The organism is Mesorhizobium sp. WSM3224 (genome assembly GCF_000427725.1).
In the GTDB taxonomy this organism is placed as follows: Bacteria; Pseudomonadota; Alphaproteobacteria; order Rhizobiales; family Rhizobiaceae; genus Mesorhizobium.
The window spans coordinates 1-25,055 of sequence record NZ_ATYO01000019.1; the positions used below are offsets into that span (position 1 = coordinate 1).

27 protein-coding genes are annotated in these 25,055 nt (G+C 63.4%); 17 read left to right on the forward strand and 10 right to left on the reverse strand.

All coding sequences use genetic code 11. The annotated features are described in order from the left end of the window. Positions 1-13 precede the first annotated feature (13 nt). Both YU3_RS0124290 and YU3_RS0124295 read right to left on the reverse strand, forming a co-directional pair. On the reverse strand, positions 14-940 hold the full coding sequence (locus YU3_RS0124290) for an IS110 family transposase (protein ID WP_027167584.1): 927 nt from the start codon (positions 938-940) through the stop codon (positions 14-16). A gap of 293 nt (positions 941-1,233) precedes the next feature. Then, entirely contained in the window at positions 1,234-1,863 is a 630-nt protein-coding gene (locus YU3_RS0124295; protein ID WP_027168660.1) for a TetR family transcriptional regulator C-terminal domain-containing protein, read from the reverse strand. Positions 1,864-2,101: 238 nt separating this feature from the next. Here YU3_RS0124295 and YU3_RS0124300 point away from each other — a divergent pair, with 238 nt between their 5' ends. After that, positions 2,102-3,430 (forward strand): aspartate aminotransferase family protein, encoded by a 1,329-nt coding sequence (locus YU3_RS0124300; protein ID WP_027168661.1) that lies wholly within the window; start codon positions 2,102-2,104, stop codon positions 3,428-3,430. A 100-nt stretch (positions 3,431-3,530) separates the two neighbouring features. Here the strand turns inward: YU3_RS0124300 and YU3_RS0124305 are convergent, their stop codons facing one another. Then, on the reverse strand, positions 3,531-4,169 hold the full coding sequence (locus tag YU3_RS0124305) for a TetR/AcrR family transcriptional regulator (protein ID WP_027168662.1): 639 nt from the start codon (positions 4,167-4,169) through the stop codon (positions 3,531-3,533). 121 nt (positions 4,170-4,290) lie between these two features. Between YU3_RS0124305 and YU3_RS0124310 the strand changes: the two genes are divergently transcribed. The 3 genes from YU3_RS0124310 to YU3_RS0124320 all read left to right on the forward strand — a co-directional run bounded on the left by YU3_RS0124310 (position 4,291) and on the right by YU3_RS0124320 (position 7,436). Further along, positions 4,291-5,541, forward strand: a complete 1,251-nt coding sequence (locus tag YU3_RS0124310; RefSeq protein ID WP_027168663.1) for a Zn-dependent hydrolase — start codon at positions 4,291-4,293, stop codon at positions 5,539-5,541. Positions 5,542-5,604: 63 nt separating this feature from the next. Then, complete coding sequence (gene hydA, locus YU3_RS0124315; RefSeq protein WP_027168664.1) at positions 5,605-7,056, forward strand: dihydropyrimidinase; 1,452 nt, start codon at positions 5,605-5,607, stop codon at positions 7,054-7,056. 38 nt (positions 7,057-7,094) lie between these two features. After that, positions 7,095-7,436 (forward strand): hypothetical protein, encoded by a 342-nt coding sequence (locus tag YU3_RS0124320; protein WP_245273647.1) that lies wholly within the window; start codon positions 7,095-7,097, stop codon positions 7,434-7,436. A gap of 23 nt (positions 7,437-7,459) precedes the next feature. Here the strand turns inward: YU3_RS0124320 and YU3_RS0124325 are convergent, their stop codons facing one another. Next, positions 7,460-7,870, reverse strand: a complete 411-nt coding sequence (locus YU3_RS0124325; RefSeq protein ID WP_027168666.1) for a cupin domain-containing protein — start codon at positions 7,868-7,870, stop codon at positions 7,460-7,462. A gap of 110 nt (positions 7,871-7,980) precedes the next feature. Here YU3_RS0124325 and YU3_RS0124330 point away from each other — a divergent pair, with 110 nt between their 5' ends. The 5 genes from YU3_RS0124330 (at position 7,981) to YU3_RS0124350 (ending at position 12,752) form a co-directional block, all read left to right on the forward strand. Further along, positions 7,981-8,772, forward strand: coding sequence for an ABC transporter ATP-binding protein (locus tag YU3_RS0124330; protein WP_027168667.1), 792 nt, complete (start codon positions 7,981-7,983; stop codon positions 8,770-8,772). 327 nt (positions 8,773-9,099) lie between these two features. Next, the gene (locus YU3_RS0124335; protein WP_027168668.1) at positions 9,100-9,978 is read left to right on the forward strand and encodes an ABC transporter permease; all 879 of its coding nucleotides are present in this window, start codon (positions 9,100-9,102) and stop codon (positions 9,976-9,978) included. Beyond that, positions 9,975-11,129, forward strand: coding sequence for an ABC transporter permease (locus YU3_RS0124340; protein WP_027168669.1), 1,155 nt, complete (start codon positions 9,975-9,977; stop codon positions 11,127-11,129). The genes YU3_RS0124335 and YU3_RS0124340 overlap by 4 nt, the downstream gene beginning before the upstream one ends. Positions 11,130-11,168: 39 nt before the next feature. Continuing rightward, positions 11,169-12,140 (forward strand): ABC transporter substrate-binding protein, encoded by a 972-nt coding sequence (locus tag YU3_RS0124345; RefSeq protein ID WP_027168670.1) that lies wholly within the window; start codon positions 11,169-11,171, stop codon positions 12,138-12,140. Positions 12,141-12,305: 165 nt separating this feature from the next. After that, positions 12,306-12,752 carry a CHRD domain-containing protein gene (locus YU3_RS0124350; RefSeq protein ID WP_027168671.1) on the forward strand — a complete coding sequence of 149 codons (447 nt, stop codon included), beginning with the start codon at positions 12,306-12,308 and terminating at the stop codon, positions 12,750-12,752. Between the two features lie 50 nt (positions 12,753-12,802). Here the strand turns inward: YU3_RS0124350 and YU3_RS0124355 are convergent, their stop codons facing one another. From YU3_RS0124355 to YU3_RS0124365, 3 genes are all read right to left on the reverse strand, one after another. Continuing rightward, positions 12,803-14,452: a thiamine pyrophosphate-binding protein gene (locus YU3_RS0124355; protein WP_027168672.1), complete on the reverse strand. Its 1,650-nt coding sequence runs from the start codon at positions 14,450-14,452 to the stop codon at positions 12,803-12,805. Further along, positions 14,449-15,624, reverse strand: a complete 1,176-nt coding sequence (locus YU3_RS0124360; protein WP_027168673.1) for a CaiB/BaiF CoA-transferase family protein — start codon at positions 15,622-15,624, stop codon at positions 14,449-14,451. Before YU3_RS0124360 ends, YU3_RS0124355 begins: the two co-directional genes overlap by 4 nt. An 80-nt stretch (positions 15,625-15,704) precedes the next feature. Beyond that, positions 15,705-16,637 carry an alpha/beta hydrolase gene (locus YU3_RS0124365; RefSeq protein ID WP_027168674.1) on the reverse strand — a complete coding sequence of 311 codons (933 nt, stop codon included), beginning with the start codon at positions 16,635-16,637 and terminating at the stop codon, positions 15,705-15,707. A gap of 125 nt (positions 16,638-16,762) precedes the next feature. Between YU3_RS0124365 and YU3_RS37420 the strand changes: the two genes are divergently transcribed. The 8 genes from YU3_RS37420 (at position 16,763) to YU3_RS0124405 (ending at position 23,524) form a co-directional block, all read left to right on the forward strand. After that, positions 16,763-17,548, forward strand: coding sequence for an alpha/beta hydrolase (locus YU3_RS37420; protein ID WP_051334074.1), 786 nt, complete (start codon positions 16,763-16,765; stop codon positions 17,546-17,548). Beyond that, positions 17,545-17,994, forward strand: a complete 450-nt coding sequence (locus YU3_RS0124375; RefSeq protein ID WP_027168675.1) for a MarR family transcriptional regulator — start codon at positions 17,545-17,547, stop codon at positions 17,992-17,994. Before YU3_RS37420 ends, YU3_RS0124375 begins: the two co-directional genes overlap by 4 nt. Positions 17,995-18,122: 128 nt before the next feature. After that, on the forward strand, positions 18,123-19,133 hold the full coding sequence (locus tag YU3_RS0124380) for a ribonuclease (protein WP_027168676.1): 1,011 nt from the start codon (positions 18,123-18,125) through the stop codon (positions 19,131-19,133). A 153-nt stretch (positions 19,134-19,286) separates the two neighbouring features. Next, positions 19,287-20,936, forward strand: a complete 1,650-nt coding sequence (gene ettA / locus YU3_RS0124385; RefSeq protein ID WP_027168677.1) for an energy-dependent translational throttle protein EttA — start codon at positions 19,287-19,289, stop codon at positions 20,934-20,936. A gap of 62 nt (positions 20,937-20,998) precedes the next feature. Further along, complete coding sequence (locus YU3_RS37425; RefSeq protein ID WP_036259449.1) at positions 20,999-21,247, forward strand: DUF6290 family protein; 249 nt, start codon at positions 20,999-21,001, stop codon at positions 21,245-21,247. Further along, positions 21,244-21,510: a type II toxin-antitoxin system RelE/ParE family toxin gene (locus YU3_RS0124395; protein WP_027168678.1), complete on the forward strand. Its 267-nt coding sequence runs from the start codon at positions 21,244-21,246 to the stop codon at positions 21,508-21,510. Before YU3_RS37425 ends, YU3_RS0124395 begins: the two co-directional genes overlap by 4 nt. A 24-nt stretch (positions 21,511-21,534) precedes the next feature. Next, complete coding sequence (gene tam / locus YU3_RS0124400; RefSeq protein ID WP_027168679.1) at positions 21,535-22,302, forward strand: trans-aconitate 2-methyltransferase; 768 nt, start codon at positions 21,535-21,537, stop codon at positions 22,300-22,302. 100 nt (positions 22,303-22,402) lie between these two features. Next, a complete protein-coding gene (locus YU3_RS0124405) occupies positions 22,403-23,524 on the forward strand; it encodes a beta-ketoacyl-ACP synthase III (protein WP_027168680.1) in 1,122 nt (373 codons plus the stop codon). Between the two features lie 4 nt (positions 23,525-23,528). Here the strand turns inward: YU3_RS0124405 and YU3_RS0124410 are convergent, their stop codons facing one another. The 3 genes from YU3_RS0124410 to YU3_RS0124420 all read right to left on the reverse strand — a co-directional run bounded on the left by YU3_RS0124410 (position 23,529) and on the right by YU3_RS0124420 (position 25,038). After that, the gene (locus YU3_RS0124410) at positions 23,529-24,095 is read right to left on the reverse strand and encodes an isoprenylcysteine carboxylmethyltransferase family protein (protein WP_027168681.1); all 567 of its coding nucleotides are present in this window, start codon (positions 24,093-24,095) and stop codon (positions 23,529-23,531) included. A gap of 105 nt (positions 24,096-24,200) precedes the next feature. Further along, complete coding sequence (locus YU3_RS0124415; RefSeq protein WP_027168682.1) at positions 24,201-24,599, reverse strand: glyoxalase/bleomycin resistance/extradiol dioxygenase family protein; 399 nt, start codon at positions 24,597-24,599, stop codon at positions 24,201-24,203. 19 nt (positions 24,600-24,618) lie between these two features. Beyond that, on the reverse strand, positions 24,619-25,038 hold the full coding sequence (locus YU3_RS0124420; RefSeq protein ID WP_027168683.1) for a hypothetical protein: 420 nt from the start codon (positions 25,036-25,038) through the stop codon (positions 24,619-24,621). Positions 25,039-25,055 lie beyond the last annotated feature (17 nt).

Consider the following 25,055-nt stretch of genomic DNA (forward strand, 5'->3'; position numbering starts at 1 on the left):
ATGGCAACTGTGTTCATGCGAATGCGATTTTATCCCGGATGACAGCGTTGAGGACGACGAGGAGCTTCCTTGCGACGGCGATGATAGCGAGTTTCTTGGACCCTGAGCGGGCGGCAAGTGCGCTGTAGAAGGACTTGAACCGGCCACAGGTTCTGATGGCCGTGAGGGCTGCCATGTAGAGGGCACGGCGCACGCGTGATCGCCCGCCCTGGATCTGGCTCCTGCGGTTGAGCTTGCCGCTCTTGTTGTCGAACGGGGCAAGGCCGGCGAGCGCGGCGATCGCCTTGGGCGAACGCTGGCCGAGCTCGGGCAGGAGCGCCAGCAGGCAGAGCGCGGTGGTCTTGGAGACACCGGGCACGGAGACCATCAGCGCGTGGTCGCGGGCGGTGTCCTGGTTTTGGCGAATGACTTCGGCAATCAGGCTCTCGAGCGCTTTGATGCGGCTGTCGAGGTAGGCGATCGTTTCTTCAAGGTCCGCAATGACGATCGCCTCGAAAGCCTCGGCGAGGTGCTTCTTCAGCGTTGCCCGCGTATCGACCAGGTGATCGCGGTGGCGGGCAAGCGATTGAAGCTGCTCGACTTCTTCGCTCGGCGCCGGCTCGGCTTCAGGCTGATAGCGACGGCCGTAGCCGCTCAGCATCCTGGCGTCGAGAGGATCGGTCTTGGCCCGCCGTCTCGTCGACTTCGCATAGTGGTGGGTATGGGCCGGGTTGTGGCGCGAGAACGGCACGCCGGCCTTGGCCAGCGCATGGCGCAGCAGCCGGTCATGCACCCCGGTCGCCTCCATGACGACAAAATCCCGACTGGGATCAAGGCCCGCCACATAGGCTGCTATCGCATCGGCCTGGTTGTCGATGCGCTGGCACCGACTGCTTGTCTCATCAAAAAAATCGAGCCACTGCTTGGAGATGTCGCAGCCGACATAGTTCTGTACTATCATGTCCACGCCTCTTCCTGTGGTGCGGGGTCTGCTTGGTACAGCCCCGTGCAACTGTTCAGGTTGATGGTTCACCGGTGGGAAGGGACCGGGCCATGCCACGGCCTGTCCGAAAGGACGACCAGGATCCACTCGGTCTCCTTCCCACTTCAACCATACACCGAAACCAACACACAGGATCCTATGGTCTGCGCCGCGTCGCTTCGCTCCTTGCTCCGCCCGTGGATGACGAAGCGATGAGTGCCTCGGCCAATCCTCATGGTCGGCAACAGCTAAATGGCTAGTAGGACCAGACGCTAACCTTTCGGCTTCAGCCCATCGAGAAACAGCTGCTCCAGGAACCTTGCCGCATCCTCGAAGCGGCCGTCGCCGCCGCGGTCGGCGCCGAGCACGGCGCGGACTTGGACGTCGAAATCGGCATAGTGCTGCGTCGTCGCCCAAATCGAGAAGATCAGGTGCCAGGGGTCGGTGCGGACGATCTTGCCGGCGCGCATCCAGCCCTTGATGACGGCGGCCTTCTCGTCGACCAGGGTCTTCAGCTCGCCTTCCAGCATCGGCTTGATGCGCGGCGCGCCCTGCAGGATCTCGTTTGCGAACAGCCGGCTTTCGCGCGGGAAGTCGCGCGCCATTTCGAGCTTTCTGCGGATGTAGCTTCTGAGCTCCGTCAGCGGATCGCCGATGTCGTCAAGCTCGCGCAATGGCGCCAGCCAGGTGTCGAGCAGCCGCTGCATCAACGTCTCGTGAATGTCTTCCTTGCGGCGGAAGTAATAGAGAAGGTTCGGCTTCGACATGCCGGCGGCTTCGGCGATCTGGTCGATGGTCGAGCCGCGAAAACCGTTGGTGGAGAAGACTTCGAGCGCGGCTTCGAGGATGAGCTCGCGCTTTTCCTGCTGGATGCGGGTGCGGCGGGGAGCTGAACCGTCCATCGCCGCCGTCATCCTTGCCGGCGGTCTTGGTTCGGACTCTCTGGACCAATTCTCTGGACCAGTTTTTCGTCAGGCTGTGGAGCGCGCTTTTTATGCCGCATTTCCGCTAGTAATCCTTTGACCGCCGACGGGCGGTGCTAACGTTTGTCCAACCGGTCAAAAATTTGCGTAGCACGAAAACGCAGCGAAGACCAAGCGTTGGCCGCATCGAAACAGGTTACAAGGGGAAGTCTTGGTTATGTCCAACCGGCTGAAAGTCACGCCGAACGATCTCAGCGCATTCTGGATGCCGTTCACGGCAAACCGGCAGTTCAAGCAGGCGCCGCGCATGTTCGTGTCCGCCAAGGACATGCACTACACGACCAGCGACGGCCGCAAGGTGCTCGACGGCACCGCAGGCCTGTGGTGCGTCAATGCCGGCCACTGCCGGCCGAAGATCACCGAGGCGATCCAGCACCAGGCCGCCGAACTCGATTACGCGCCGGCCTTTCAGATGGGCCACCCGATCGTGTTCGAATTGGCGAACCGCCTGGTCGACCTCGCGCCCAAGGGCATGGACCATGTCTTCTTCACCAATTCCGGTTCGGAATCGGTCGAGACCGCGCTGAAGATGGCGATCGCCTATCACCGTGTCAGGGGAGAGGGCTCGCGCACCCGGCTGATCGGGCGCGAGCGCGGCTATCACGGCGTCAATTTCGGCGGCATCTCGGTCGGCGGCATCGTCACCAACCGCAAGATGTTCGGCACGCTGCTCGGCGGCGTCGACCACCTGCCGCACACGCATCTGCCGGAGAAGAACGCCTTCTCGAAGGGCGTGCCGGAGCATGGCGCGGAACTCGCCAACGAGCTTGAGCGCCTCGTCACGCTGCATGACGCCTCGACGATCGCGGCCGTCATCGTCGAGCCGGTCGCCGGCTCCACCGGCGTCATCCTGCCGCCGAAAGGCTATCTGCAGAAGCTTCGGGAAATCTGCACCAAGCACGGCATATTGTTGATTTTCGATGAAGTGATCACCGGTTTCGGCCGCCTCGGCGCGCCGTTCGCGGCGGACTATTTCGGCGTCACGCCGGATATTATGACCACCGCCAAGGGCGTCTCCAACGGCGTCATCCCGATGGGCGCGGTGTTCGTGAAGAAGGAGATCCACGACGCCTTCATGACCGGCCCCGAGCACATGATCGAGTTCTTCCACGGCTATACCTATTCGGGCAATCCGATCGCCTGCGCCGCGGCGCTGGGCACGCTCGATACCTACAAGGAAGAGGGCCTGCTGACGCGCGGCGAGGAACTGGCGCCTTACTGGGAAGACGCGCTGCATTCGCTGAAGGGCGAGCCGCATGTGATCGACATCCGCAACATCGGCCTGATCGGCGCGATCGAGTTGGCGCCGATTGCCGGCAGCCCGACCAAGCGGGCGTTCTCGGCTTTCGTGAAGGCCTTCGAGCGCGGCGCGCTGATCCGCACCACCGGCGACATCATCGCGCTGTCGCCACCGCTGATCATCACTAAGGGCCAGATCAACGAGTTGATCGACCATGTCAGGGATGTTCTGAGGTCGATCGACTGACAAGCGGGTCGCGGATATCCCTCCTCGTCGGGGGGAGGGTGTCCGTGGCGCGGCTTGGGTGAGGTCGGCGTCGACGCGCCGACCTTAAGACCGGTCCGATTCAGGCAGGCAGCGCGCCGATGCCTGTCAGGATCACCCGCTTGATGTTTTCCTTGGCTTCCCGCCATTGGCGATCGGATAGCGCCTTGCCGCCGTTCAGCGTCTCGATCTGGTGGCCGAAATCGGCGTAATGCTGGGTCGTGGCCCAGAGCATGTAAAGCAGGTGACGCGGGTCCACCGGGTCCATCTTGCCTTCCTCGATCCAGCGCCTGATGATCTCGACACGGCCGTCGGTCCATTCGCGCAGCGTCGATTCCATATAGTCCTGAAGCACCGGCGCGCCGTGCATCACTTCGGAGGCCCAGACTTTCGAGCCGTCCGGGTGGCGGCGCGATATCTCCATCTTGGCGTCGATATAGGCGCTGATGCCGTCTATCGGCCCGCGTGCCGCGTCGAAGCAATTGGCCGCCTGCAGCCAGATCTCGAAGATGTTCTGGACGACGGACCGGTAGAGCTCTTCCTTGGTGGCGAAATAATAGTGGAGATTTGCCTTTGGCAGCCCCGCCAGGTCGGCGATCAACTGCATCGTGGCGCCGCCGAACCCCGCCTCCGCGAACACCTTTTCGGCGGCAAGCAGAATGGCTTTTTCATTCTCCCGCCTTATGTCCTGTCGTCGCATGGGACGGGTGGATTCGGCCATGTCTCCCCCAAGATTCTCGTTGACCGCTTGGTCAGGTTGTGTAGTCTGAAAGCTGACCATACGGTCAGGATGCAAACCACTCAAGGGGCGACAAGACCCCTGGTGAAAATGGGAACCGCAAATGGCCGCACCCGGCGAAAATCTGCGAATCAATTCAGGCCGCTTGTGGGATTCCATCATGGAGATGGCGAAGATCGGCCCCGGCATTGCCGGCGGCAACAATCGCCAGACCGTGACCGACGAGGACGGCGAGGGTCGCCATCTGTTCAAGCGCTGGTGCGAGGCGGCGGGGCTCGAAATGGGCCTCGACGAGATGGGCACGATGTTTGCCCGCCGTGAAGGCACCGATCCCAGCCTGCCGCCCGTCTATGTCGGCAGCCATCTCGACACGCAGCCGACCGGCGGCAAATATGACGGCGTGCTCGGCGTGCTCGGCGGGCTCGAAGTCGTGCGCTCGCTCAACGACCTCGGCATCAAGACCAGGCACCCGATCGTCGTCACCAACTGGACGAATGAGGAAGGCGCGCGCTTCGCGCCGGCCATGATGGCGTCGGGTGTGTTTGCTGGGGCGCTCGACCAGGCCGACGTCTACCAGCATGTCGACAAGGACGGCAAAAAATTCGGCGAGGAGCTCGAACGCATCGGCTGGAAAGGCACCGAGAAGGTTGGCGAGCGCAAGATCCACGCCTTCTTCGAATTGCATATCGAGCAGGGGCCGATCCTCGAGGACGAGGGCATCGATATCGGCGTCGTCACCCACGGCCAGGGCCTGAAATGGCTGCAGGTGACGCTGACCGGCAAGGAGGCGCATACCGGCTCGACGCCGATGCCAAAGCGCCGCAACGCCGGGCTCGGCATGGCGCGGGTGATCGAGCTGGTGCACGAGATCGCCATGGACTACCAGCCCGACGCCGTCGGCGCGGTCGGCCATATGCAGGCCTATCCAAACTCGCGCAACATCATCGCGGGCCGCACGGTCTTCACCATCGACATCCGCTCGCCCGAGAAGGAAGTGCTAGACGCCATGGATGGCCGCGTCCGCGAAGGCATCGACACGATCTGCGACGCGCTCGACATCAAGTACGAGATCGAGCAGGTCGGCCATTTCGACCCAGTCACCTTCGACAAGAATTGCGTCAAGGCTGTGCGGGATGCGGCTGATCGCTTGGGCTATTCACACCGCAATATCGTCTCCGGCGCCGGCCACGATGCCTGCTGGATCAACCGCGTCGCGCCGACCGCGATGGTGATGTGCCCCTGCGTCGACGGGCTCAGCCACAACGAGGCGGAGGAAATCACCAGGGAATGGGCTGCAGCGGGCGCCGACGTGCTGTTCCACGCCGTGGTGGAGACGGCGGGGATCGTCGAATGACCGACTAGACCAACCACCTCGCAACGCCGCTCATAAGAAGCGCGAAAGAACAGGGGAACAGATATGACCAAAGTCATCCGCAACGGCACTGTCGTCACCGCCGACCGCACCTGGAAGGCCGACGTGCTGATGCAGCACGGCAAGATCGTCGCCATCGGCTCGGACCTGCATGGCGATCACGAGTTCGACGCCACCGGCTGCTACGTCATGCCGGGCGGCATCGATCCGCATACACATCTCGAAATGCCTTTCATGGGCACTTATTCGGCCGACGATTTTGAGTCCGGCACGCGCGCGGCCCTTTCCGGCGGCACGACGATGGTGGTCGATTTCTGCCTGCCCGCGCCGCAGCAGTCGCTGCTGGAGGCGCTGCAGATGTGGGACAACAAGACCTCGAAGGCTGCCTGCGACTATTCTTTCCACATGGCGATCACATGGTGGGGCAAGCAGGTGTTCGACGAGATGGCTGATGTCGTCGACAGGGGCATCACCTCGTTCAAGCACTTCATGGCCTATAAGGGCGCGCTGATGGTCGACGACGACGAGATGTATTCGTCGTTCCAGCGTTGCGCCGATCTCGGCGCGCTGCCGCTGGTCCATGCCGAGAACGGCGATGTGGTTGCAGCACTTTCGCAAAAACTTCTGGCCGCCGGCAACAACGGCCCCGAAGGCCATGCCTATTCGCGGCCGCCGGAAGTGGAAGGCGAGGCGACCAACCGAGCCATCATGATCGCCGACATGGCCGGCGTGCCGCTCTATGTCGTGCATGTCTCCTGCGAGCAGAGCCATGAAGCGATCCGCCGCGCCCGCCAGAAGGGCATGCGGGTTTTCGGCGAGCCGCTGATCCAGCATCTGACGCTGGACGAGACCGAATATTTCAACAAGGACTGGGACCACGCGGCGCGCCGGGTGATGAGCCCGCCCTTCCGCAACAAGCTGCATCAGGATTCGCTGTGGGCCGGCCTGCAGGCCGGGTCGCTGCAGGTCGTGGCGACCGACCATTGCGCCTTCACCACCAAGCAGAAGCGCAATGGCGTCGGCGATTTCACCAAGATCCCGAACGGCACCGGCGGGCTCGAGGACCGCTTGCCGGTCTTGTGGACAAAGGGTGTCAACACCGGCCGGCTGACGATGAACGAGTTCGTCGCGGTGACTTCGACCAACATCGCCAAGATCCTCAACATGTACCCGAAGAAGGGCGCCATCGTCGAAGGCGCGGATGCCGATATCGTGGTGTGGGATCCGAAGCGCAAGAAGACGATCACGTCGAAGAAGCAGCAGTCGGTGATCGACTACAACGTCTTCGAAGGCGTCGAGGTGACCGGCCTGCCGCGCTTCGTCTTCTCGCGCGGCGAATTGTCGATCGAGGAAGCGGACGTCAAGGCCAAGGTCGGCCATGGCGAGTTCGTCGCGCGCGAGCCGAATGCCGCGGTCAACCGGGCGCTGTCGACCTGGAAGGAGATTTCCGCGCCGCGCAAGGTGGAACGCACCGGCATTCCGGCGACGGGGGTCTGAGCGTGCGGGCTCTCCATCTTGCGATCGCGGCAGCAGCGATGCTGGCCGCCGGCCAGGCCCACGCGGCGGGCATCGACCTCTCCAGGCCTTATGGCGACAAATATGGCTGCATCAACAGGAACGGCCAAGAGGTCGCTGCCGACAAGATGCTGCTTTTGACCGACAAGGAACTGATCACGGCGGCCAGCGCCTGCACCTTCAGCGAAAAGCAGGTGCAGGCGGACGGTTCGCTGGTGGTGAAAGCGCAGTGTCAGGCCGAAGGCGAGGAGGGTGAGTCACCAATCCAGTTCACCATCAAGCGCAGCGTGAAAAGCACCAAGAAGCTGGTAATCGTCGACGATGACGGCACGGTCTACGGGGAAGTTGCCCGGTGCCGATGACGCCGAGAGCTTTTCCCTCCACCTCAGGCGACCAGCGCATCCAGTTCCGGCAGCAGGACGACGCTTTCCTGTTCGTTGGGATCGGTGCGCGCGATGACCGCCGAAGACGGGGCGCCGCTCAGATTGGCCGGCAGATGCGGCACTCCGGCCGGAATGTAGAAGAGGTCGCCGGCCTTGACGACGATGTGATGCTCGAGCCGGTCGCCGTACCAGGTGTGGACTTCGCCCGAGAGCACGTAGATGGCCGTCTCATGGTTCTCATGCATGTGCGCCTTGGCGCGGGCGCCGGGCGGCATGGTGAGAAGATGCATGCAGATGCCGGAGGAGCCGACGGTCTCGGCGGCGATGCCGGCGAAATAGCTCAACCCCTGCTTGCCTTGATAGGTGCTTTCGGGGCGAACAAGATGACAAGTGGGTTTAGGCGACATCGGCAAAGCTCCGGGCGTCGATCGGATGGGACAGGACGAGTGGAAAGCAACGCTATCATAAAATCAACCGGATTGCGGACGTCGCGGCAGCGGCTGCGAAAGGCAGGCTGCAGCCAATGACCGAACAGCCGCCAGCCGTCGTCTCGGCAAGCAAGCTCGGCCTCACCTTCCAGACCAATGACGGTCCGGTGCAGGCACTGTCCAATGTCGACCTGACCATCGGCAAGGGTGAATTCGTTTCCTTCATCGGCCCGTCCGGCTGCGGCAAGACGACCTTGCTGCGCGTCATCGCCGACCTGGAGAAGGTGACCTCCGGGGCGATCTCCGTCAATGGCATGACGCCTGAGCAGGCGCGCGCGAAACGCGCCTATGGCTATGTCTTCCAGGCGGCGGCGCTGTTCCCGTGGCGCACGATCGAGCGCAACGTGGCGTTGCCGCTGGAGGTCATCGGCCTGAGCCAGGCCGAGCAGGCAGAGCGCATCAAGCGCACGATGGAACTCGTCAATCTCTCCGGGTTCGAGAAGAAATATCCCTGGCAACTCTCGGGCGGCATGCAGCAGCGCGCCTCGATCGCGCGTGCGCTCGCTTTCGACGCCGACCTGCTTTTGATGGATGAGCCGTTCGGCGCGCTGGACGAGATCGTGCGCGACCATCTGAACGAACAGCTGCTGGAATTGTGGGAGCGGACCAACAAGACGATCTGCTTCGTCACCCATTCGATCCCCGAGGCGGTGTATCTGTCGACGCGCATCGTCGTGATGTCGCCGCGGCCCGGCCGCGTCACCGACATCATCGAATCGACGCTGCCGAGAAAGCGGCCGCTCGACATCCGCGAGACGCCGGAATTCCTGGCGATCGCTGCGCGCGTGCGCGACGGCTTGAGGGCTGGGCACAGCTATGATGATTGAGGCCGGGAACCAGCGAGCGGCTTATTGTGACTTCGTCATCCTAGGGCGGAGCGGAGCGCAGACCCTAGGATCCTTGCCGTGACCTCGGCCGAAGGGTCAAAACGGTGCAGAATACCCTCTAAACGCCGCAAGGCGCAGGGAGTTATGTTCCGCACCGCAGTGGAGCGTCCAGGTAACGGCATGGATCCTAGGGTCTGCGCCGCGTCGCTTCGCTCCTTGCTCCGCCCTAGGATGACGAGAGAAACGAACGCCGCGGCTCAATCACCCGGCCTTCGCTTCGCTCCGGCCACCCTCTCCCCGTGGGGGAGAGGGGAAAGGGAGCGCTAGATGGACTCCTTGCGTTCCAAACTCGTCCCCGTCACTTCCATCCTCTTGGGCGTGGTGGTGCTCTGGTATGTCTTCGCCGTCATCCTCAACGCGCCATTCCAGCGCGACCTCGACCGCCGCGCCAACGAAACCCCCGGCGCGGTCGAGTTCGTCGGCAAGACGCTGTCGCAGCCGAAGCCGACGCTGCCGGCGCCGCACCAGGTGGCGGTGAATTTCTTCGAAAACACCTTCCTGCGGTCCGTCACCTCGAACCGCAGCCTCGTCTACAACGCCTGGGTGACGCTGTCCTCGACGCTGCTCGGCTTTGCCTTCGGCACCGCGCTCGGCATCGTCATCGCGGTGGGCATCGTGCATGTAGCGACGCTCGACCGCAGCCTGATGCCCTGGATCATCGCCTCGCAGACGATACCGATCCTGGCGGTGGCGCCGATGATCATCGTGGTGCTGGCGGCGATAGGCGTCACCGGCCTGATCCCCAAGGCGCTGATCTCGACTTACCTGTCGTTCTTCCCGGTCGCCGTCGGTATGGTGAAAGGCCTGCGCTCGCCCGAGCTCACGCATCTCGATCTGATGCACACCTATAACGCCAGCGCTTCGCAGACTTTCTGGAAGCTCAGGGTGCCAGCCTCGGTGCCGTTCCTGTTCACCTCGATGAAGGTGGCGGTGGCGGCGAGCCTGGTCGGCGCCATCGTCGGCGAGCTGCCGACAGGTGCGGTCGCCGGTATCGGCGCAAAGCTCCTGGCCGGCGCGTACTACAGCCAGACGATCGAGATCTGGTCGGCGCTGGTCGCGGGTTCGATCGTGGCGGCGCTGCTGGTGATGGTGGTGGGTATTGCCGGACGGGTGGTCGACCGCGCCATGGGCGGGAGGCCGGCATGAACTGGCTGAAACCGTCCTGGCAATCGGTGCTGGCGATTGCGCTTTGCCTCATCGCGTTAGCGCTCGGCGCAATGACGAAGCCGGAAGCAGCCGCGCTGGCGGAGCCGGCCGCAGCTTTGACCTATCCCTATATGGGCGCGAAGGGGCTGATGATCGGGCTGTTGCTCATTGCGGCACTGGTTTCGATCGTAAAGCTGACGCCGGCCGTGGAGGCCATCGTGCTTTTCGTCGGCGCTCATGCCGCCGCCTGGCTCTTGATCAAGGGCATCGCCGGCTTCGAGGGCACGGCGCTGGCGCCATATTTCCTGCTGCTTGCCGCGGCCTGGCTGCTTGCCTGGCGCTGCGTCGCCCTGCTGTCGTCGCTGCGCCCCACACAGAGCTGGGCGAAGACGGCGCTGCGCCTGATCATTCCGGCGATCTTCGGCGCCTGGATCCTGATCATCTGGGAAGCAGTGACGCGCGGCGCCGGCATTCCCTTCATCCTGCTGCCGCCGCCCAGCGCCATCGGCGCGCGCATCGCCAACTCGCTGCCGATCCTGGGATCGGATGTGCGGCAGACGATCTTCAAGGCGGTGCTGATCGGCTACATCGTCGGCAATCTCGCCGGCTTTGTCGTCGCCATCCTCGCCGACCGCGTGCCGTTCCTGCGACGCGGGCTGCTGCCGATCGGCAATATGGTTTCGGCGCTGCCGATCATCGGCGTCGCGCCGATCATGGTCATGTGGTTCGGCTTCGACTGGCCGTCCAAGGCCGCGGTCGTCATCATCATGACTTTCTTCCCGATGCTGGTGAACACAGTCGCCGGATTGGCCGCATCCGGGCATATGGAACGCGACCTGATGCGCACCTATGCGTCGGGCTATTGGCCGACACTTTTGAAACTCAGGCTGCCGGCGGCAATGCCGTTCATCTTCAACGCGCTGAAGATCAACTCGACGCTGGCGTTGATCGGCGCCATCGTCGCGGAGTTCTTCGGAACGCCGGTGGTCGGCATGGGATTCCGCATCTCGACGGAAGTCGGGCGGATGAACATCGACATGGTTTGGGCCGAAATCGCAGTTGCAGCACTTGCGGGTTCGGTCTTTTATGGCGTGGTCGCTCTCATCGAGAGAGCCGTCACGTTTTGGCATCCCTCTGTCCGAGGTGGATAGGGGCGGTGGGTTTGGGTACTAACTTCAGAGGGTAATAACATGAAAAGACTGCTGATTTCTGCTCTGGCCGGCGCCATGTCGCTGGCCGCCTTCCAGGCGATGGCCGCCGACAAGGTGACACTGCAATTGAAATGGGTCACGCAGGCCCAGTTCGCCGGCTACTATGTCGCCAAGGCCAAGGGCTTCTATGATGCCGAAGGCCTCGACGTCGACATCAAGCCGGGTGGCCCGGACATCGCGCCCGAGCAGGTGATCGCCGGCGGCGGAGCCGACGTCATCGTCGACTGGATGGGCGGGGCGCTCGCGGCCCGAGACAAGGGCGTGATGCTCGTCAACATCGCCCAGCCGTTCAAGAAGGCGGGCATGGAACTGGTCTGCCCCAAGGACGGCCCGATCAAGACGGAAGCCGACTTCAAGGGCCACACGCTCGGCGTCTGGTTCTTCGGCAACGAATATCCCTTCTACGCCTGGATGAACAAGATCGGCCTCAAGACCGATGGCGGCCCGGACGGCGTCACCGTGCTCAAGCAGAGCTTCGACGTGCAGCCGCTGATCCAGAAGCAGGCCGACTGCATCTCGGTGATGACCTACAACGAATACGGCCAGGTGCTGGACGCCGGCTACAAGCCGGAAGACCTCACCGTGTTCAACTACTCGGCGATGGGCAACGACCTGTTGGAGGACGGGCTCTACGCGCTCGAGGACAAGCTCAAGGATCCGGCCTTCGAGGACAAGATGGTTCGCTTCGTGCGCGCCTCGATGAAGGGTTGGAAATACGCCACCGAGAACACCGACGAGGCGGCCGGGATCGTCGTGGACGCCGGCGGCCAGGACGAGAACCACCAGAAGTTCATGATGAAGGAAGTCGCCAAGCTGATCGATAATGCCGACGGCAAGCTGATCCCGGCCGCTTACGAGCGCACCGCCAAGGCTCTGCTCGACCAGAAGATCATCAGCAAGGAGCCGAGCGGCGCCTACACGACCGCGATCACCGACAAGGCGATCAAATAAGGTCGAGCCTCGACGGCTGATATTAAAAGGGGCGGCCGACCGCCCCTTTTTCGTGCTTGCGGTAAAATATGCGTGTGCCGGGATACATCCTGCGGTTCAGCCGTTAATTAGCGCATCCGCGCGTCGGGGGGCCGTGGAGGATGCTGCAATCAACGGAGGTTCTTCATGCGCATCCTATCCGTGCCGATGCTTTCGGCTCTGGCCGTTTCGACCGCTTTCCTCATCGCATCGCCGGCCATGGCCGAGACGATGAAGTTCAAGGCGACGCTCGACGGCAGCCAGCAGAGCCCGCCCGTCACCACCAAGGGCAAGGGAACTGCCACGTTCACGTTCAACACCACCAGCAAGAAGCTCACCTGGAACGTAAAATATTCCGGCCTCAGCGGGCCGGCGGCAGCCGGTCACATCCATGGCCCGGCCGCGATGGGCGCGAACGCGGACCCGGTCATCCCATTCAAGAAGCTGAAGAGCCCAATCAAGGGATCGGCGACGTTGACCGATGCGCAGGCCACTGACCTCGAGGCCGGCAAATACTACGTCAACATCCACACCAAGGCGAACCCGGACGGCGAGATTCGCGGGCAGATCGAGAAGGCGGCGGCGACGATGTAGCCGGTCTTTCCTGCCGGCGGAACGAGGCGGGCAACCGCCTCTTTCCGCGATCACGACTTGTCGCGGATCTGGGTCAGCGTGCGGGTCGGCGTGATCGCTTCGGGATCGAGCCTGATCTCGACGATCGCCGGCTTGCCGCTCGCGCGCGCGCGCTCGAAGGCCGGCGCGAAGTCGGCGGTCTTTTCCACCGTTTCGCCATGGCCGCCATAGGCGCGCGCAAGGGCGGCGAAGTCGGGATTTTTCAGATCGGTGGCGACAACGCGGCTCGGATATTCCCGCTCCTGATGCATGCGGATGGTGCCGTAGATGCCGTTGTTGACGACGATCACGATGATCGGCAGATCATATTGGACGGCGGTCGCGAACTCCTGGCCGTTCATCAGGAAGCAGCCGTCGCCGGCGAAGGCAACTACAGTGCGATCCGGAAACAGCGCCTTGGCGGCGACCGCGGCCGGCGTGCCGTAGCCCATAGAGCCGGAGGTCGGTGCGCCTTGCGTGGCAAAGCGGCGGAAGCGGTGAAAGCGATGCACCCAGGTGGCGTAGTTGCCCGCGCCGTTGGTGAGGATGGCGTCCTCCGGCAGCGCCTTTTCCAGATAGTTCATGATCGGACCCATCTGGACGACGCCGGGGCCGGTCTCAGGCGGCGTCGACCATTCGAGATAGGCGGCGTGCAGTTTTGCCGTCTCCGCCGCCCAACCTGGTGCGGCTGGACCTTTCCGTCTGGCGAAGGCCCGCACGAAGGCGGCTGGCGAGGCGTTGATCGCCAGTGCCGGCCGGTAGACGCGGCCGAGCTCACCGGCATCGGCGTGTACATGCACCAGTGCCTGGTCGGGGTAGGGGCTTTTCAACAGCGTGTAGTCGGAGGACGGCATCTCGCCCATTCGCCCGCCGATCAGCAACACGAGATCTGCCTGTTTGATCGCGGCAGCCAGCTTCGGATTGATGCCGATTCCAACATCGCCGGCATAGTTTGGATGCAAATGGTCGAACAGCATCTGGCGGCGGAAGGAGCAGCCGACCGGCAGTGACCACGCCTCGGCGATACGGGTAACTTCTTGAACCGCCTGGAAATCCCAGCGCGTGCCGCCCAGGATCGCAATTGGCCGTTTGGCGGCGTTGAGCAGGGCTTCAAGCCGGTCGAGATCGGCTTCACCTGGGCTTGTCTCAACCAGCGTGTGAGCCAGCGCCGTTGGCGCCTCGACCTCACTGGTCAGCATGTCTTCCGGCAGCGAGATGACGACCGGGCCGGGACGGCCCGACGTCGCGACCGCGAAGGCGCGGGTGACGAATTCCGGGATGCGCGAGGCATCGTCGATCTCGACCACCCATTTGGCGATGTCGCCGAAGAAGCGCTTGTAGTCGACCTCCTGGAAGGCCTCGCGCTCCTTGGCGTGGCTGGCGACCTGGCCGATGAACAGGATCAGCGGCACCGAATCCTGCATGGCGATGTGTATGCCGGCCGATGCGTTGGTGGCGCCGGGACCGCGGGTGACGAAGCAGATGCCGGGCTTGCCGGTCAGCCGACCCTGGCAGTCGGCCATCATCGCGGCCCCGCCTTCCTGGCGGCAGACGATGGTGCGGATCGATGAATCATGCAGCGCGTCGAGCACCGCGAGATAGGATTCGCCCGGAACGCAGAAGATGCGGTCGGTGCCGTTTGCTTCGAGCGCTTCGACGATCAGTTGTCCGCCGGTCTTCATTTTGCTGCTCTCTCCAGTTCGGCAAGGATTTCCTCGGTGTGCTCGCCAAGACGCGGCGAGGGACGCTCATAGACAAGCGGCGTGCCCGACATCACCATCGGCGCGCGCACGGAAGGCAGGCGATTGCCGTGGCCGTCGTCGAGGTCGAGCCGCATGCCGCGGGCGATCGTCTGCGGATCGGCGAACATCTGGCCGATCGTGTTGATGGGGCTCGCCGGCACTCCGGCGGCCTCGAGCTTGGCCAGCAGCGGGTCGCGGTCGAGCGTGGCGAGGGTCTCGACGATCCGTTCGCGCAGCTTCACTCGGTTGGCGACACGGGCCGGATTGGTGGCGAAATCCGGATCGGCGGGCAGATCGGTCAGGCCGACCGCGGCGCAGAATTTGCCGAACTGGCCGTCATTGCCGACGGCAAGGATGATATGGCCGTCCCTGACCGGCAGGACCTCGTAAGGGGCGATGTTCATATGCGCGTTGCCCATCTGCACAGGCGACTTGCCGGAGACCAGATAGTTGAGGTTCTGGTTGCCGAGCGCCGAGATCTGGCTGTCGTAGAGCGCCATGTCGATGTGCTGGCCCTCGCCGGTTTTTTCGGCATGGCGAAGTGCCGCCTGGATGGCGACCACCGAATAGAGGCCGGTGAACAGGTCCGAGATGGCGACGCCGGCCTTCTGCGGCTCGCGGCCCGGCTCGCCCGTGATCGACATCATGCCGGCCATGGCCTGGATGATGAAATCGTAGCCGGCGCGCGGCGCATACGGTCCGTCCTGGCCGAAGCCGGTGATCGAGCAATAGACGAGCCGCGGATTGATCGCGCTCAGGCTGTCATAGTCGAGGCCGTATTTCTTCAGGCCGCCGAGCTTGAAGTTCTCGATCAGCACATCGGCGGTGGCGACCAGCTTGCGGAGCGTGTCGGCGCCCTCGGGCCTGGAGAAGTCGACGGCGATCGAGCGCTTGCCGCGGTTGCAGGAATGGTAGTAGGCGGCCGAGAGGTTCTCGCCGTCATGGCTCATGACGAAGGGCGGACCCCATTTGCGGGTGTCGTCGCCGCCATCCGGGCTTTCGACCTTGATGACATCGGCGCCGAGATCGGCCAGCAACTGCCCCGCCCAGGGGCCGGCCAGGATGCGGGCCAGCTCGATAACGCGGATGCCTTTCAGCGGGGGTTCGGCCATGGATCACCGTGTTCTAACGAAACGCAGCCTCTAGCAACACGCATCAGCCGTGTCACGACCCATGCGATAGGCCACGCCGATCAGGATTTCAGCGTGCTATCCGCCCAGGCCGTGAAATCGTTCATCACGGCATCGCGGTTGATCTCGTTCAGGCTTTCGTGGCGGGTCTCGGCGTAAACCTTTGAAACCAGATTCGAAAAGCCCATTGCCCGCATGCGCTTTGCCAGATGATGGACGGCCTTGCCGTAGTCCGACGCGGGGTCCTTCTCGCCGCCGACAAGGTTGACGAAGAGATCGCGCCGGACGCCGGCAAAGCTCTGGTCCTTGCCGCCGTGAAGCGCCATGTCGACCACATCGCGCCACATCGAGACAGAGGCATCCCAGCCGCAGAGCGGATCGGCGACATATTTGTCGACCTCGACAGGATCACGTGACAGCCAGTCGAATAAGGTCCGGTGGTTGGGCGCCGCCTTGCCCCATGCCTGGAAGGTGAGTTTGGGCAGAAGGCGCGACGGCACGTCGGAGCCCAGCCGCATCCGCTCCCAGCCGAGGATGAGCAGTGCGAGCTGGCCGAGCAGGCCTTGCGAGAAATTGCCGTTCCAGATGGCGGCGGCATGAACGCGCCCGGAATGGCGCAGGACAAAGTTCAGCGCGATCGAGGCGCCCAGCGAATGTCCGAAAGCGATCACCGGCAAGCCAGGATGCTCGACCGCGATCAGGTCGTGAACGGCGTCGACATCGGCGATCACCTTGGCGATGCCGTCGCTGTCGGCGAATTTGCCGAGCGGCGCGTCGGCTGCCGTCGTCGCGCCATGGCCGCGATGGTCATGGGCATAGACGTGGAAACCGCGTCCGCTCAGGAAATCGGCAAAGCGGGCGTAGCGCGCCGCATGCTCGGCCAGGCCGTGGTTGATCTGGACCACGGCGCGCGGATTTCCGGCGGCTTGTTTCACATAGAGGTTGAGCTCGGCCCCGGTCGGTGAAGCCAGGCTGGTCTTTCTGTCGAATGGCATGTCTCGCTCCCTACGCGACTGATGGGCGAGGGTTTCGGCCGCGTCAAGAGAGCGCAGAATTGACAGCATGCTGTCAATCGGCTATATGACAGTATGCTGTCAATTTGGAACCTTGGGAGAAAGCTATGAAGACATCGTCCATCGATGGTCCGCAGGGCCGGCTTGCGATCTACAGGCTGTGCGGAGGCGACGCCTTGCCGATCCTATTCCTGCACGGCGATTGCAGCCGTGCATCGGCATGGCAGCAGGTGATGCAAGCCACGGCCGATGGCCGGCAGGCAGTTGCTTTCGACTCTCGCGGTCACGGCGCCTCGGCGCCAGCCCGGGATGGAGACTATGGATATGACGGGCGTGCCGCCGACGTCGAAGCGGTCACCGATGCGCTCAGCGTAGAAAGGTTTCTCATTGTTGCCCATAGCGGCGCGGCGGGGATGGCGCTCGCCTACGCCGCCAGCCATGCGGGCCGTGTCGCCGGCATCCTGCTGGTTGATCCGGCGACCGATCCGCGCGCTTTGCCGAAGGATGTCCGCGAAGGGTTCATCCGTGATCTGGCCGGCCCCAAAGCATCAGATGTGTTGAAGGCGTACTACACGTCGATTGCCGGCTCCAATCCTGCAGTCCGCGAGCGCGTCCTCGCTGATGCGTCGGTCGTCGATCCGGCGGCGGTGGCGGGTGTCGGCAAGGCATTGGCCGAATGGAACCCGGAGCCCGCGCTCGATGCCTATCACGGGCCGATGCTGGTGCTGGCGACCGAGTCCAACAACAATCCGTCCGCGCTTTATCACCTGCGTGCCGGCATTCCGCATCAAGTCGTGGCGGGAACTGGCCATTGGGTCATGCTTGACAAGCCCGAGGTGGTGGCGGAAGCCGTCAACACATTCATCGCGACGATCGAGACGGGCCACGAATGACGACGAGGACCGAAGCCGCGGACACGCTTACCGAGCTCGTGCTTGCGGTGTTCAGGCTGAATGGCCGCTTCCTCGAAGCTGCCGATCGGCTGGCCGCTCCGGCGGGACTGACCGCGGCGCGCTGGCAGGTGCTGGGGGCCGTTCTTGGAGAACCGAAATCCGTCGCGGAGATCGGACGCGACATGGGTCTTGCTCGCCAGAGCGTGCAGCGCCTCGCCGACATACTGGCCGAGGAGGGGCTTGCCGCCTATGCCGACAATCCGGCGCATCGCCGCGCCAAGCTTTTGTCGGCAACCGAAGCCGGCTGGACGGCAATCCGCCACATCGCCACCCGCCAACACGCATGGGCGAACTCCGTATCCGAAGGCCTCGACCCTCAGGAGTTCAAGGCTGCGCTGGCGCTGTTGCGGGTGCTGGCGCTGCGGGTGGAGCAGGCTGAGAGCTGACAAACGTCCAGGTCAAAAGCCTTCATCTGGGGATTATTTTCGCATCACGAAAAAGATCGCAATTCTGACACGCCGGCTGTTCTAGTGTGACGAAACCAATACGGTTCAATGATCGCCGGGAGAGCGGGATGCGGGTTTGGGCATTGTGGGGTTCGATGTTGCTGGCTCTGGCCAGCGCCGGCGCGGCTCATGCCGACGTGAAGATGAGCGGCACTTTCGTTGCCGACGGCGCCTGTCCCGCGACCCAAGCCATCAAGAGCGGCAAGAACCCCGGCAACATCTCGACCGAAGCCGGGCAAAGCTATCAGCTTCTCGCCGGCAACAAGGATGAGCCCACCCATTATCTCATCCAGGTGCCGGGCGCCGATCCCGAACGGCGCTGGGTGAAGATCGGCTGCGGCCATGTCACGGGCGGCAGCGCGGCGACGACCCCGGCGCCTGCCGGCGAGACCAAGCCGTCGTCGTCGGCCTCTGGAAAACCCGAATATGTCTTTGCGCTGAGCTGGCAGCCCGCTTTCTGCGAGACCAAGGCAAGCAAGCCCGAATGCAAGGCACAGAACCCGAGCGAGTTCGATGCTTCGCACTTTACGCTGCACGGGCTGTGGCCGCAGCCGAACGGCAATTTCTATTGCCAGGTGCCGGCGGGCGACAAGGCCAATGACGATCCGGCGCATTGGGGAGATCTGCCGCCGGTCGATCTCGACGCCAAGACGCGCGCCGAGCTCGACCAGGTGATGCCGGGGACCGCCTCCAAGCTGGAACGCCACGAATGGATCAAGCACGGCACCTGCTACGGCAAGAGCCAGCAGGAGTATTTCTCCGACGCGCTCAATTTGATGCGCGCGGTGAACGCCTCCGCGGTGCGCGATCTCTTCAACAAGAACATCGGCAAGCAACTGACCTCGGACGAGATCCGCGGCGCCTTCAACGCGGCCTTCGGTGCTGGCGCCGGGGACCGCGTGCGCGTCTCCTGCCTGGTCGACCCGTCGAGCGGCAGGCGCCTGATCGGTGAGATCACGCTTGGCCTGTCAGGTCCGATCGACCCGGACAGCAAGCTCGCCGATCTCCTGATGGCGTCGGCGCCGACCGGCAAGGCCGGTTGCCCGAAGGGCACGGTCGACGCGATCGGATTCCAGTAGGGCGCCACCTCAGGCTTGGCCGCCGAACCGGAGTGGACTCCCGGTTTGGTGAAAGATCGCGATGTGCCGAAAGCGATTGCCGTTCGGCGCTTCATCGCCTACATAGCGCGCAACCCCATCCAACCTGACACCTCAGTTCCAGGGAAAGCACGCGTGGCTCGCCAGTTCATCTATCACATGTCCGGCCTGTCGAAGGCCTATGGCACCAAGAAGGTGCTCGATAACGTTCACCTGTCCTTCTATCCGGACGCCAAGATAGGCATTCTGGGCCCCAACGGCTCGGGCAAGTCGACGATCCTGCGCATCATGGCCGGGCTCGACAAGGAGTTCCAGGGCGAGGCCTGGCTGGCCGAGGGCGCGACCGTCGGCTACCTGGCGCAGGAGCCTCAGCTCGACAACTCGAAGACCGTGCGTGAGAACGTCATGGACGGCGTCGCCAGGAAGACCGCCATCATCGAGCGCTACAACGAGCTGATGATGAATTATTCCGACGAGACGGCGGACGAGTCGGCCAAGCTCCAGGACGAGATGGATCGGCTCAACCTTTGGGACCTCGAGCAGCAGGTCGAGATGGCGATGGACGCGCTGCAATGCCCGCCGCCGGACTCCGAAGTGACCAACCTGTCGGGCGGTGAGCGGCGCCGCGTGGCGCTGTGCCGGCTGCTGCTCGAACAGCCCGATCTTCTTTTGCTCGACGAGCCGACCAACCATCTCGACGCCGAGACCACTCAATGGCTGGAAAAGCACCTGCGCGACTATCCGGGCTCGGTGCTGATCATCACCCACGACCGCTACTTCCTCGACAACGTCACCGGCTGGATCCTCGAGCTCGACCGCGGCCGTGGCATTCCCTACGAGGGCAACTACACCAGATATCTTGACGCCAAGGCCAAGCGCCTGATCCAGGAAGGCCGCGAGGACGACGCCCGCCAGAAATCGATCTGGCGCGAGCGCGAATGGATACAGTCCTCGCCCAAGGCGCGCCAGACCAAGTCCAAGGCGCGTATCAAGGCCTATGAGGAACTGGTCGAGGCGTCGCAGAACCGCAAGCCGACCGACACGCAGATCGTCATCCCGTCGAGCGAGCGTCTCGGCAATGTCGTCATCGAGGTCGAGAACCTCAACAAGGGTTTTGGCGACGAGCTTCTGATCGAGAACCTGTCGTTCAGGCTGCCGCCGGGCGGCATCGTCGGCGTCATCGGCCCGAATGGCGCCGGCAAGACGACGCTGTTCAAGACGTTCACCGGTCAGGAAAAGCCGGATTCGGGCACGGTCCGCATCGGTGAGACGGTCAAGCTCGGCTATGTCGACCAGAGCCGCGATGCTCTGGATGGGAGCAAGACCGTGTGGGAAGAAATCTCCGGCGGCGCCGAAATCATCAAGCTCGGCAAGCACGAGATCAACAGCCGCGCCTACTGCTCGTCCTTCAACTTCCGCGGCGGCGACCAGCAGCAGAAGGTCGGCAACCTCTCGGGCGGCCAGCGCAACCGCGTGCATCTGGCCAAGATGCTGAAGGGCGGCGGCAATGTTCTGCTGCTCGACGAACCGACCAACGACCTCGACACCGAAACGCTGGGCGCGCTGGAAGACGCGCTTGAAGCCTATGCCGGCTGCGCCGTCATCATCAGCCACGACCGCATGTTCCTCGACCGCATGGCGACCCACATGCTCGCCTTCGAGGGCGACGCGCATGTCGAATGGTTCGAAGGCAATTTCGAGGAATACGAGAAGGACAAGCTGCGCCGCCTCGGCGCGGAAGCGGCGGCCCCGCACCGCATGACACACAAGCGGCTGACGCGGTAAGCTGCTGGATCCGTTGCGGGTACCCGGTGTTTGGCCTAAATTGATTGGATGGAGCGTTCCGTATGATCACCGTGAAGCTGCCTGGGAAAGCCGAGAAGCTGCTGGCCGTCATGGCCAAGGCCAGCGGCCGCACGACCGATCAGGTCGTGACTGAAGCCGTCCTCGAAGCGATTGAGGATTGGCAGGACGCAAAGATAGCGAACGAACGCCTGAAAGAGGACGATGGCGTTCGTATCCCACTGGAAGAGGTGATGCGGAAGCTTGAGCTTCGTGAGGCGGAGGAACGTCACACGAAGCCCGCCGCCGAATGAACTGGCGCGTCGAGTTCACGCCACGCGCATTGAAAGACATCGAACGGCTGTCGACAAAAGACCAACGACGCATCCTCGAGTTCCTGCATCAAAGAGTTTCGTCGCATCCCAATCCGAAAACCCTTGCCAAGCGGCTCGTCGCGACAAAGGAAGACGCTTGGCGCTTTCGCGTTGGCGATTACAGGATCATCGTTCAATTCCAGGACAGTCGGCTTATCGTTCTGGTCGTGGAAGTCGGCAATCGTCGCGAGGTCTACCGATGAACACAAACGCTGCTGCGGCACCGAATGGCTGACTGGTCCGCAGCCCAATATCTGAAGTTCGAAGATGAGCGCACGCGGCCGGCGCGCGATCTGGTCCAGCAGGTGCCGGTCGATTTTCCGCGCCGCGTCGTCGATATCGGTTGCGGCCCGGGCAACTCGACCGAACTTCTGGTCGAGCGCTGGCCGGATGCCCAGGTCATTGGCTTCGACACCTCGCCCGACATGATCGAGAAGGCGAGGGCGCGGCTGCCGGATGTCAATTTCGAGCTGGCGGACGCTTCCAAATGGCAGCCCGAGCATCCCGTCGACGTCATTTTCGCCAACGCCGTCTTCCAGTGGCTGCCGGAACATCCAGCTGTGTTCCAGCGCCTGATGGGACTTCTGGCGCCAGGTGGCGCCTTGGCCGTCCAGATGCCGGACAATCTCGGCGAAGCCTCGCACCAGCTGATGCGGGAGACCGCGGCCGAAGTGCCGTTTGCAGCCAAGCTCAAGGGTGCCGCGCGTGGGCCGCTACCGCCGGTGTCGTTCTACTATGATCTCCTGTCGCCGCTCGCCGACCGGCTCGACATCTGGCACACCATCTACAACCATCCGCTGGCCGATGCCGAGGCGATCGTCGAATGGGTCAAGGCGACGGGCCTGAAGCCGTTCCTCGATCCGCTCGATGCGGATGAGAAGAAGCTGTTCCTCGACACCTACACGGCAAAGATCGCGAAGGCCTATCCGAAGACAGCGAACGGCAAGGTGCTGCTGCGCTTCCCGCGGATTTTCATCGTGGCCAAGCGGGCCTGACGCGGCGGTTTAAGCTGGCATAAACCGGCTGGATGCGACAAGGGTAGCGCCGGGCCGCTCCGGTGCCCACATCAAGGCCCCCGCCTCGGACGGATTGGACATGCATCGCGTCATCATCAGCGGCATCGGCGCCGAAATCCCTGAATCCGTCATCACCAACGAAGAACTGGTCGCCAGCTTCAACAGCTGGGTCGACACCGAGAATGCGCGCCGCGCCTTGACCGGCGAGACGCTGCTGCAGAAATCGGACAGCGACTTCATCGTGCATGCATCGGGCGTGAGGAGCCGCCACGTCATCGAGCGCGAAGGCATCCTCGACCCAACCCGCATGACGCCGCGCATTCCGGCGCGGCCGGACGATGCGCTGTCGTTGGAAGCCGAGTTCGGCATCGCCTCGGCCAGGAAGGCGCTTGCCCATGCCAGGGTCGATGGGTCGGATATCGATCTGGTGATCTGTTCGGCCTCGCATCATCAGCGGCCCTATCCGGCTATAGCCATCGAGATGCAGGAGGCGCTGGGCGCCAAGGGCGCCGGCTTCGACATGGGATTGGGCTGTTCTTCGGCGGCGGCTGCTCTTCACATGGCCGTCAACCTGGTGCGCTCGGGCGCGCATAAGCGCATTCTGGTGTCGACGCCGGAGATCATCACCGGCCATCTCAATTTCCGCGACCGGCAGACGCATTTCATCTTCGGCGACGCCTCGGTGTCTATGGTGGTGGAGGGGCTTGCCCAGGGCGACAAACGGCCCGGACGTTTCGAGGTGCTGGACACCCGCATCTGGACGCAGATGTCGAACAACATCCGCACCAATCTGGGCTATCACACGCGCACCGCCCAGGACGATCCCTACATGATCAATTTGGAAGGCAACCTGATCAAGCAGGTCGGCAACAAGGTGTTCAAGGAAGTCACGGTCGCTGGTCAGAAATTCATCGTTGAATTCCTGGCCGAGCATGGGCTGACGCCGCAGGCGATCCGCCGCTTCTGGCTGCATCAGGCCAATGCGCGCATGAATGCGATGATCCTGAAACTGTCCTTCGGCCACGACGTCGACCATGACCGCGCTCCGATGGTGCTGGAGCGGCTCGGCAACACAGCGGGCGCCGGCGCGATCGTGGCGCTGTCGGAAAACCATGCCGACATGAGGGCCGGCGATTTCGGCCTGATCTGCGCCTTCGGCGCGGGGTATTCGATCGGCGGCGCGCTGCTCAGGATGCTGTGAGGCGTCAGGCCGGCGCGAACGGCACCAGCATCGGCACTCGCCCGGCGTAATCGTCATAGGCGGTTCCGAGTTCGGTGCGCAGGAAACGCTCCTCGAGCTTTGCCTTCATGACGATGCCGATAGTCAAAAGAATGGCGCCGCCGACACCCCAGACGGTGCCTTTCGCCGCCATGGTGGCCAGGATTCCCAGGAGCAGCCCGGTGTAGATCGGGTGGCGAACGAGGCCGTAAGGCCCGGTGTCGATGACGCGGTGTTCGGCCTTGGCGGTGACCGTTCCAGACCACAGCCGGCCAAGATGCAGCCGCGCCCACCATGAGAAGGCGAGGCCGATGGCAATTAGCGCGACGCAGGTCCAGGCCACGGCAAGGTTGGGAAACCACAGGCGAAAACGGCCGACATAGTCATGCGCCGGAATGAATAAGAAGATTGTGCCGGGTATCAGCACCGCCCGGTACGGTGCCTCCGCCTGAAAGCCGGCGCGCTTCCTTGCGGGGGCGGCCCAGAACGCCGCGGCGGCCCAGGACACCGCCCAGATCAACCAGAGCAGCGCGATTGCCGTCCCGGGGCGCATCACGTACCTCCGTCAATTTGTCTGGACGCTATCATGAAGCCGGCTCGGCGCGGCAGCAATGCGGTGCTGGTTCCATTACCAGTAAGAAGATCGTGATCCTCGCCCTCATTCGCCCGAACAGCTGAACATCCACTGCACGCCAAAGGCATCGACCAGCATGCCGAAAAAGGTTCCCCAATATTGCCTTGCCAGGGGCACGGTGATCCGTCCGCCCACGGCCATGCGGGCGAACAGCTCCCGCATGGCGGCCAGGTCGTCGAACTCCAGCATCATGGCGGAGCCCTTCATCGGCTCCGCATCGTCATTGTCTGAGGCATGGAACAGCACTCCTGGACCTTCAAACCGCGCATGCAGGATTTTTCCGCGCATCGCCTCGGTTCGCACCGGCATGTCGCTGTCGCCCCAGCGCAGCAGGATCGTCCCCCGGCCAAGACCGCACTGTTCGTAGAAGGCCAATGCCGGTTCGCAGCCGATGGTGAAGAACAGCGAAGGGGAGAGCCGCATGCTACCGCTCCTGGCCAGATCAGTGCGCAGCGGCGGCTGCTGCGATGAGCGCCTCGCCGGTATATTGCCTGTCACCGATGCCCCAGCCGCCGTCGGGTGCGTTGACGATGTTGATCCAGGTGTTTTCGGGCCTATGTGCCGGCACGCAGAGTTCGGCCACAATCGCGGCGGCTGTGGTGATGAAGGCCTTGCGGGATTCGACCGAGCCAAGGCCGATATTGGGCAATTTCAACTCGACCATGACGACCGGCCGGTTGGTGCCGCCGGCATAGATATGGCGCGGCGGCAGGACATGGACCGTGCCGCCGACAATCCCGGTGAAGAACGAGTTGCCGGTGGCGCCGGAGGCTTCGATCAGGGCGGCGCTGAGGCGCGGCAGGATATCGCGCTCTCCCGTCTGGGTCAGTACGCCTTCCGGCGCGGTCACGGTAAAGGGCATTTGGGTTCTCCTTGGTC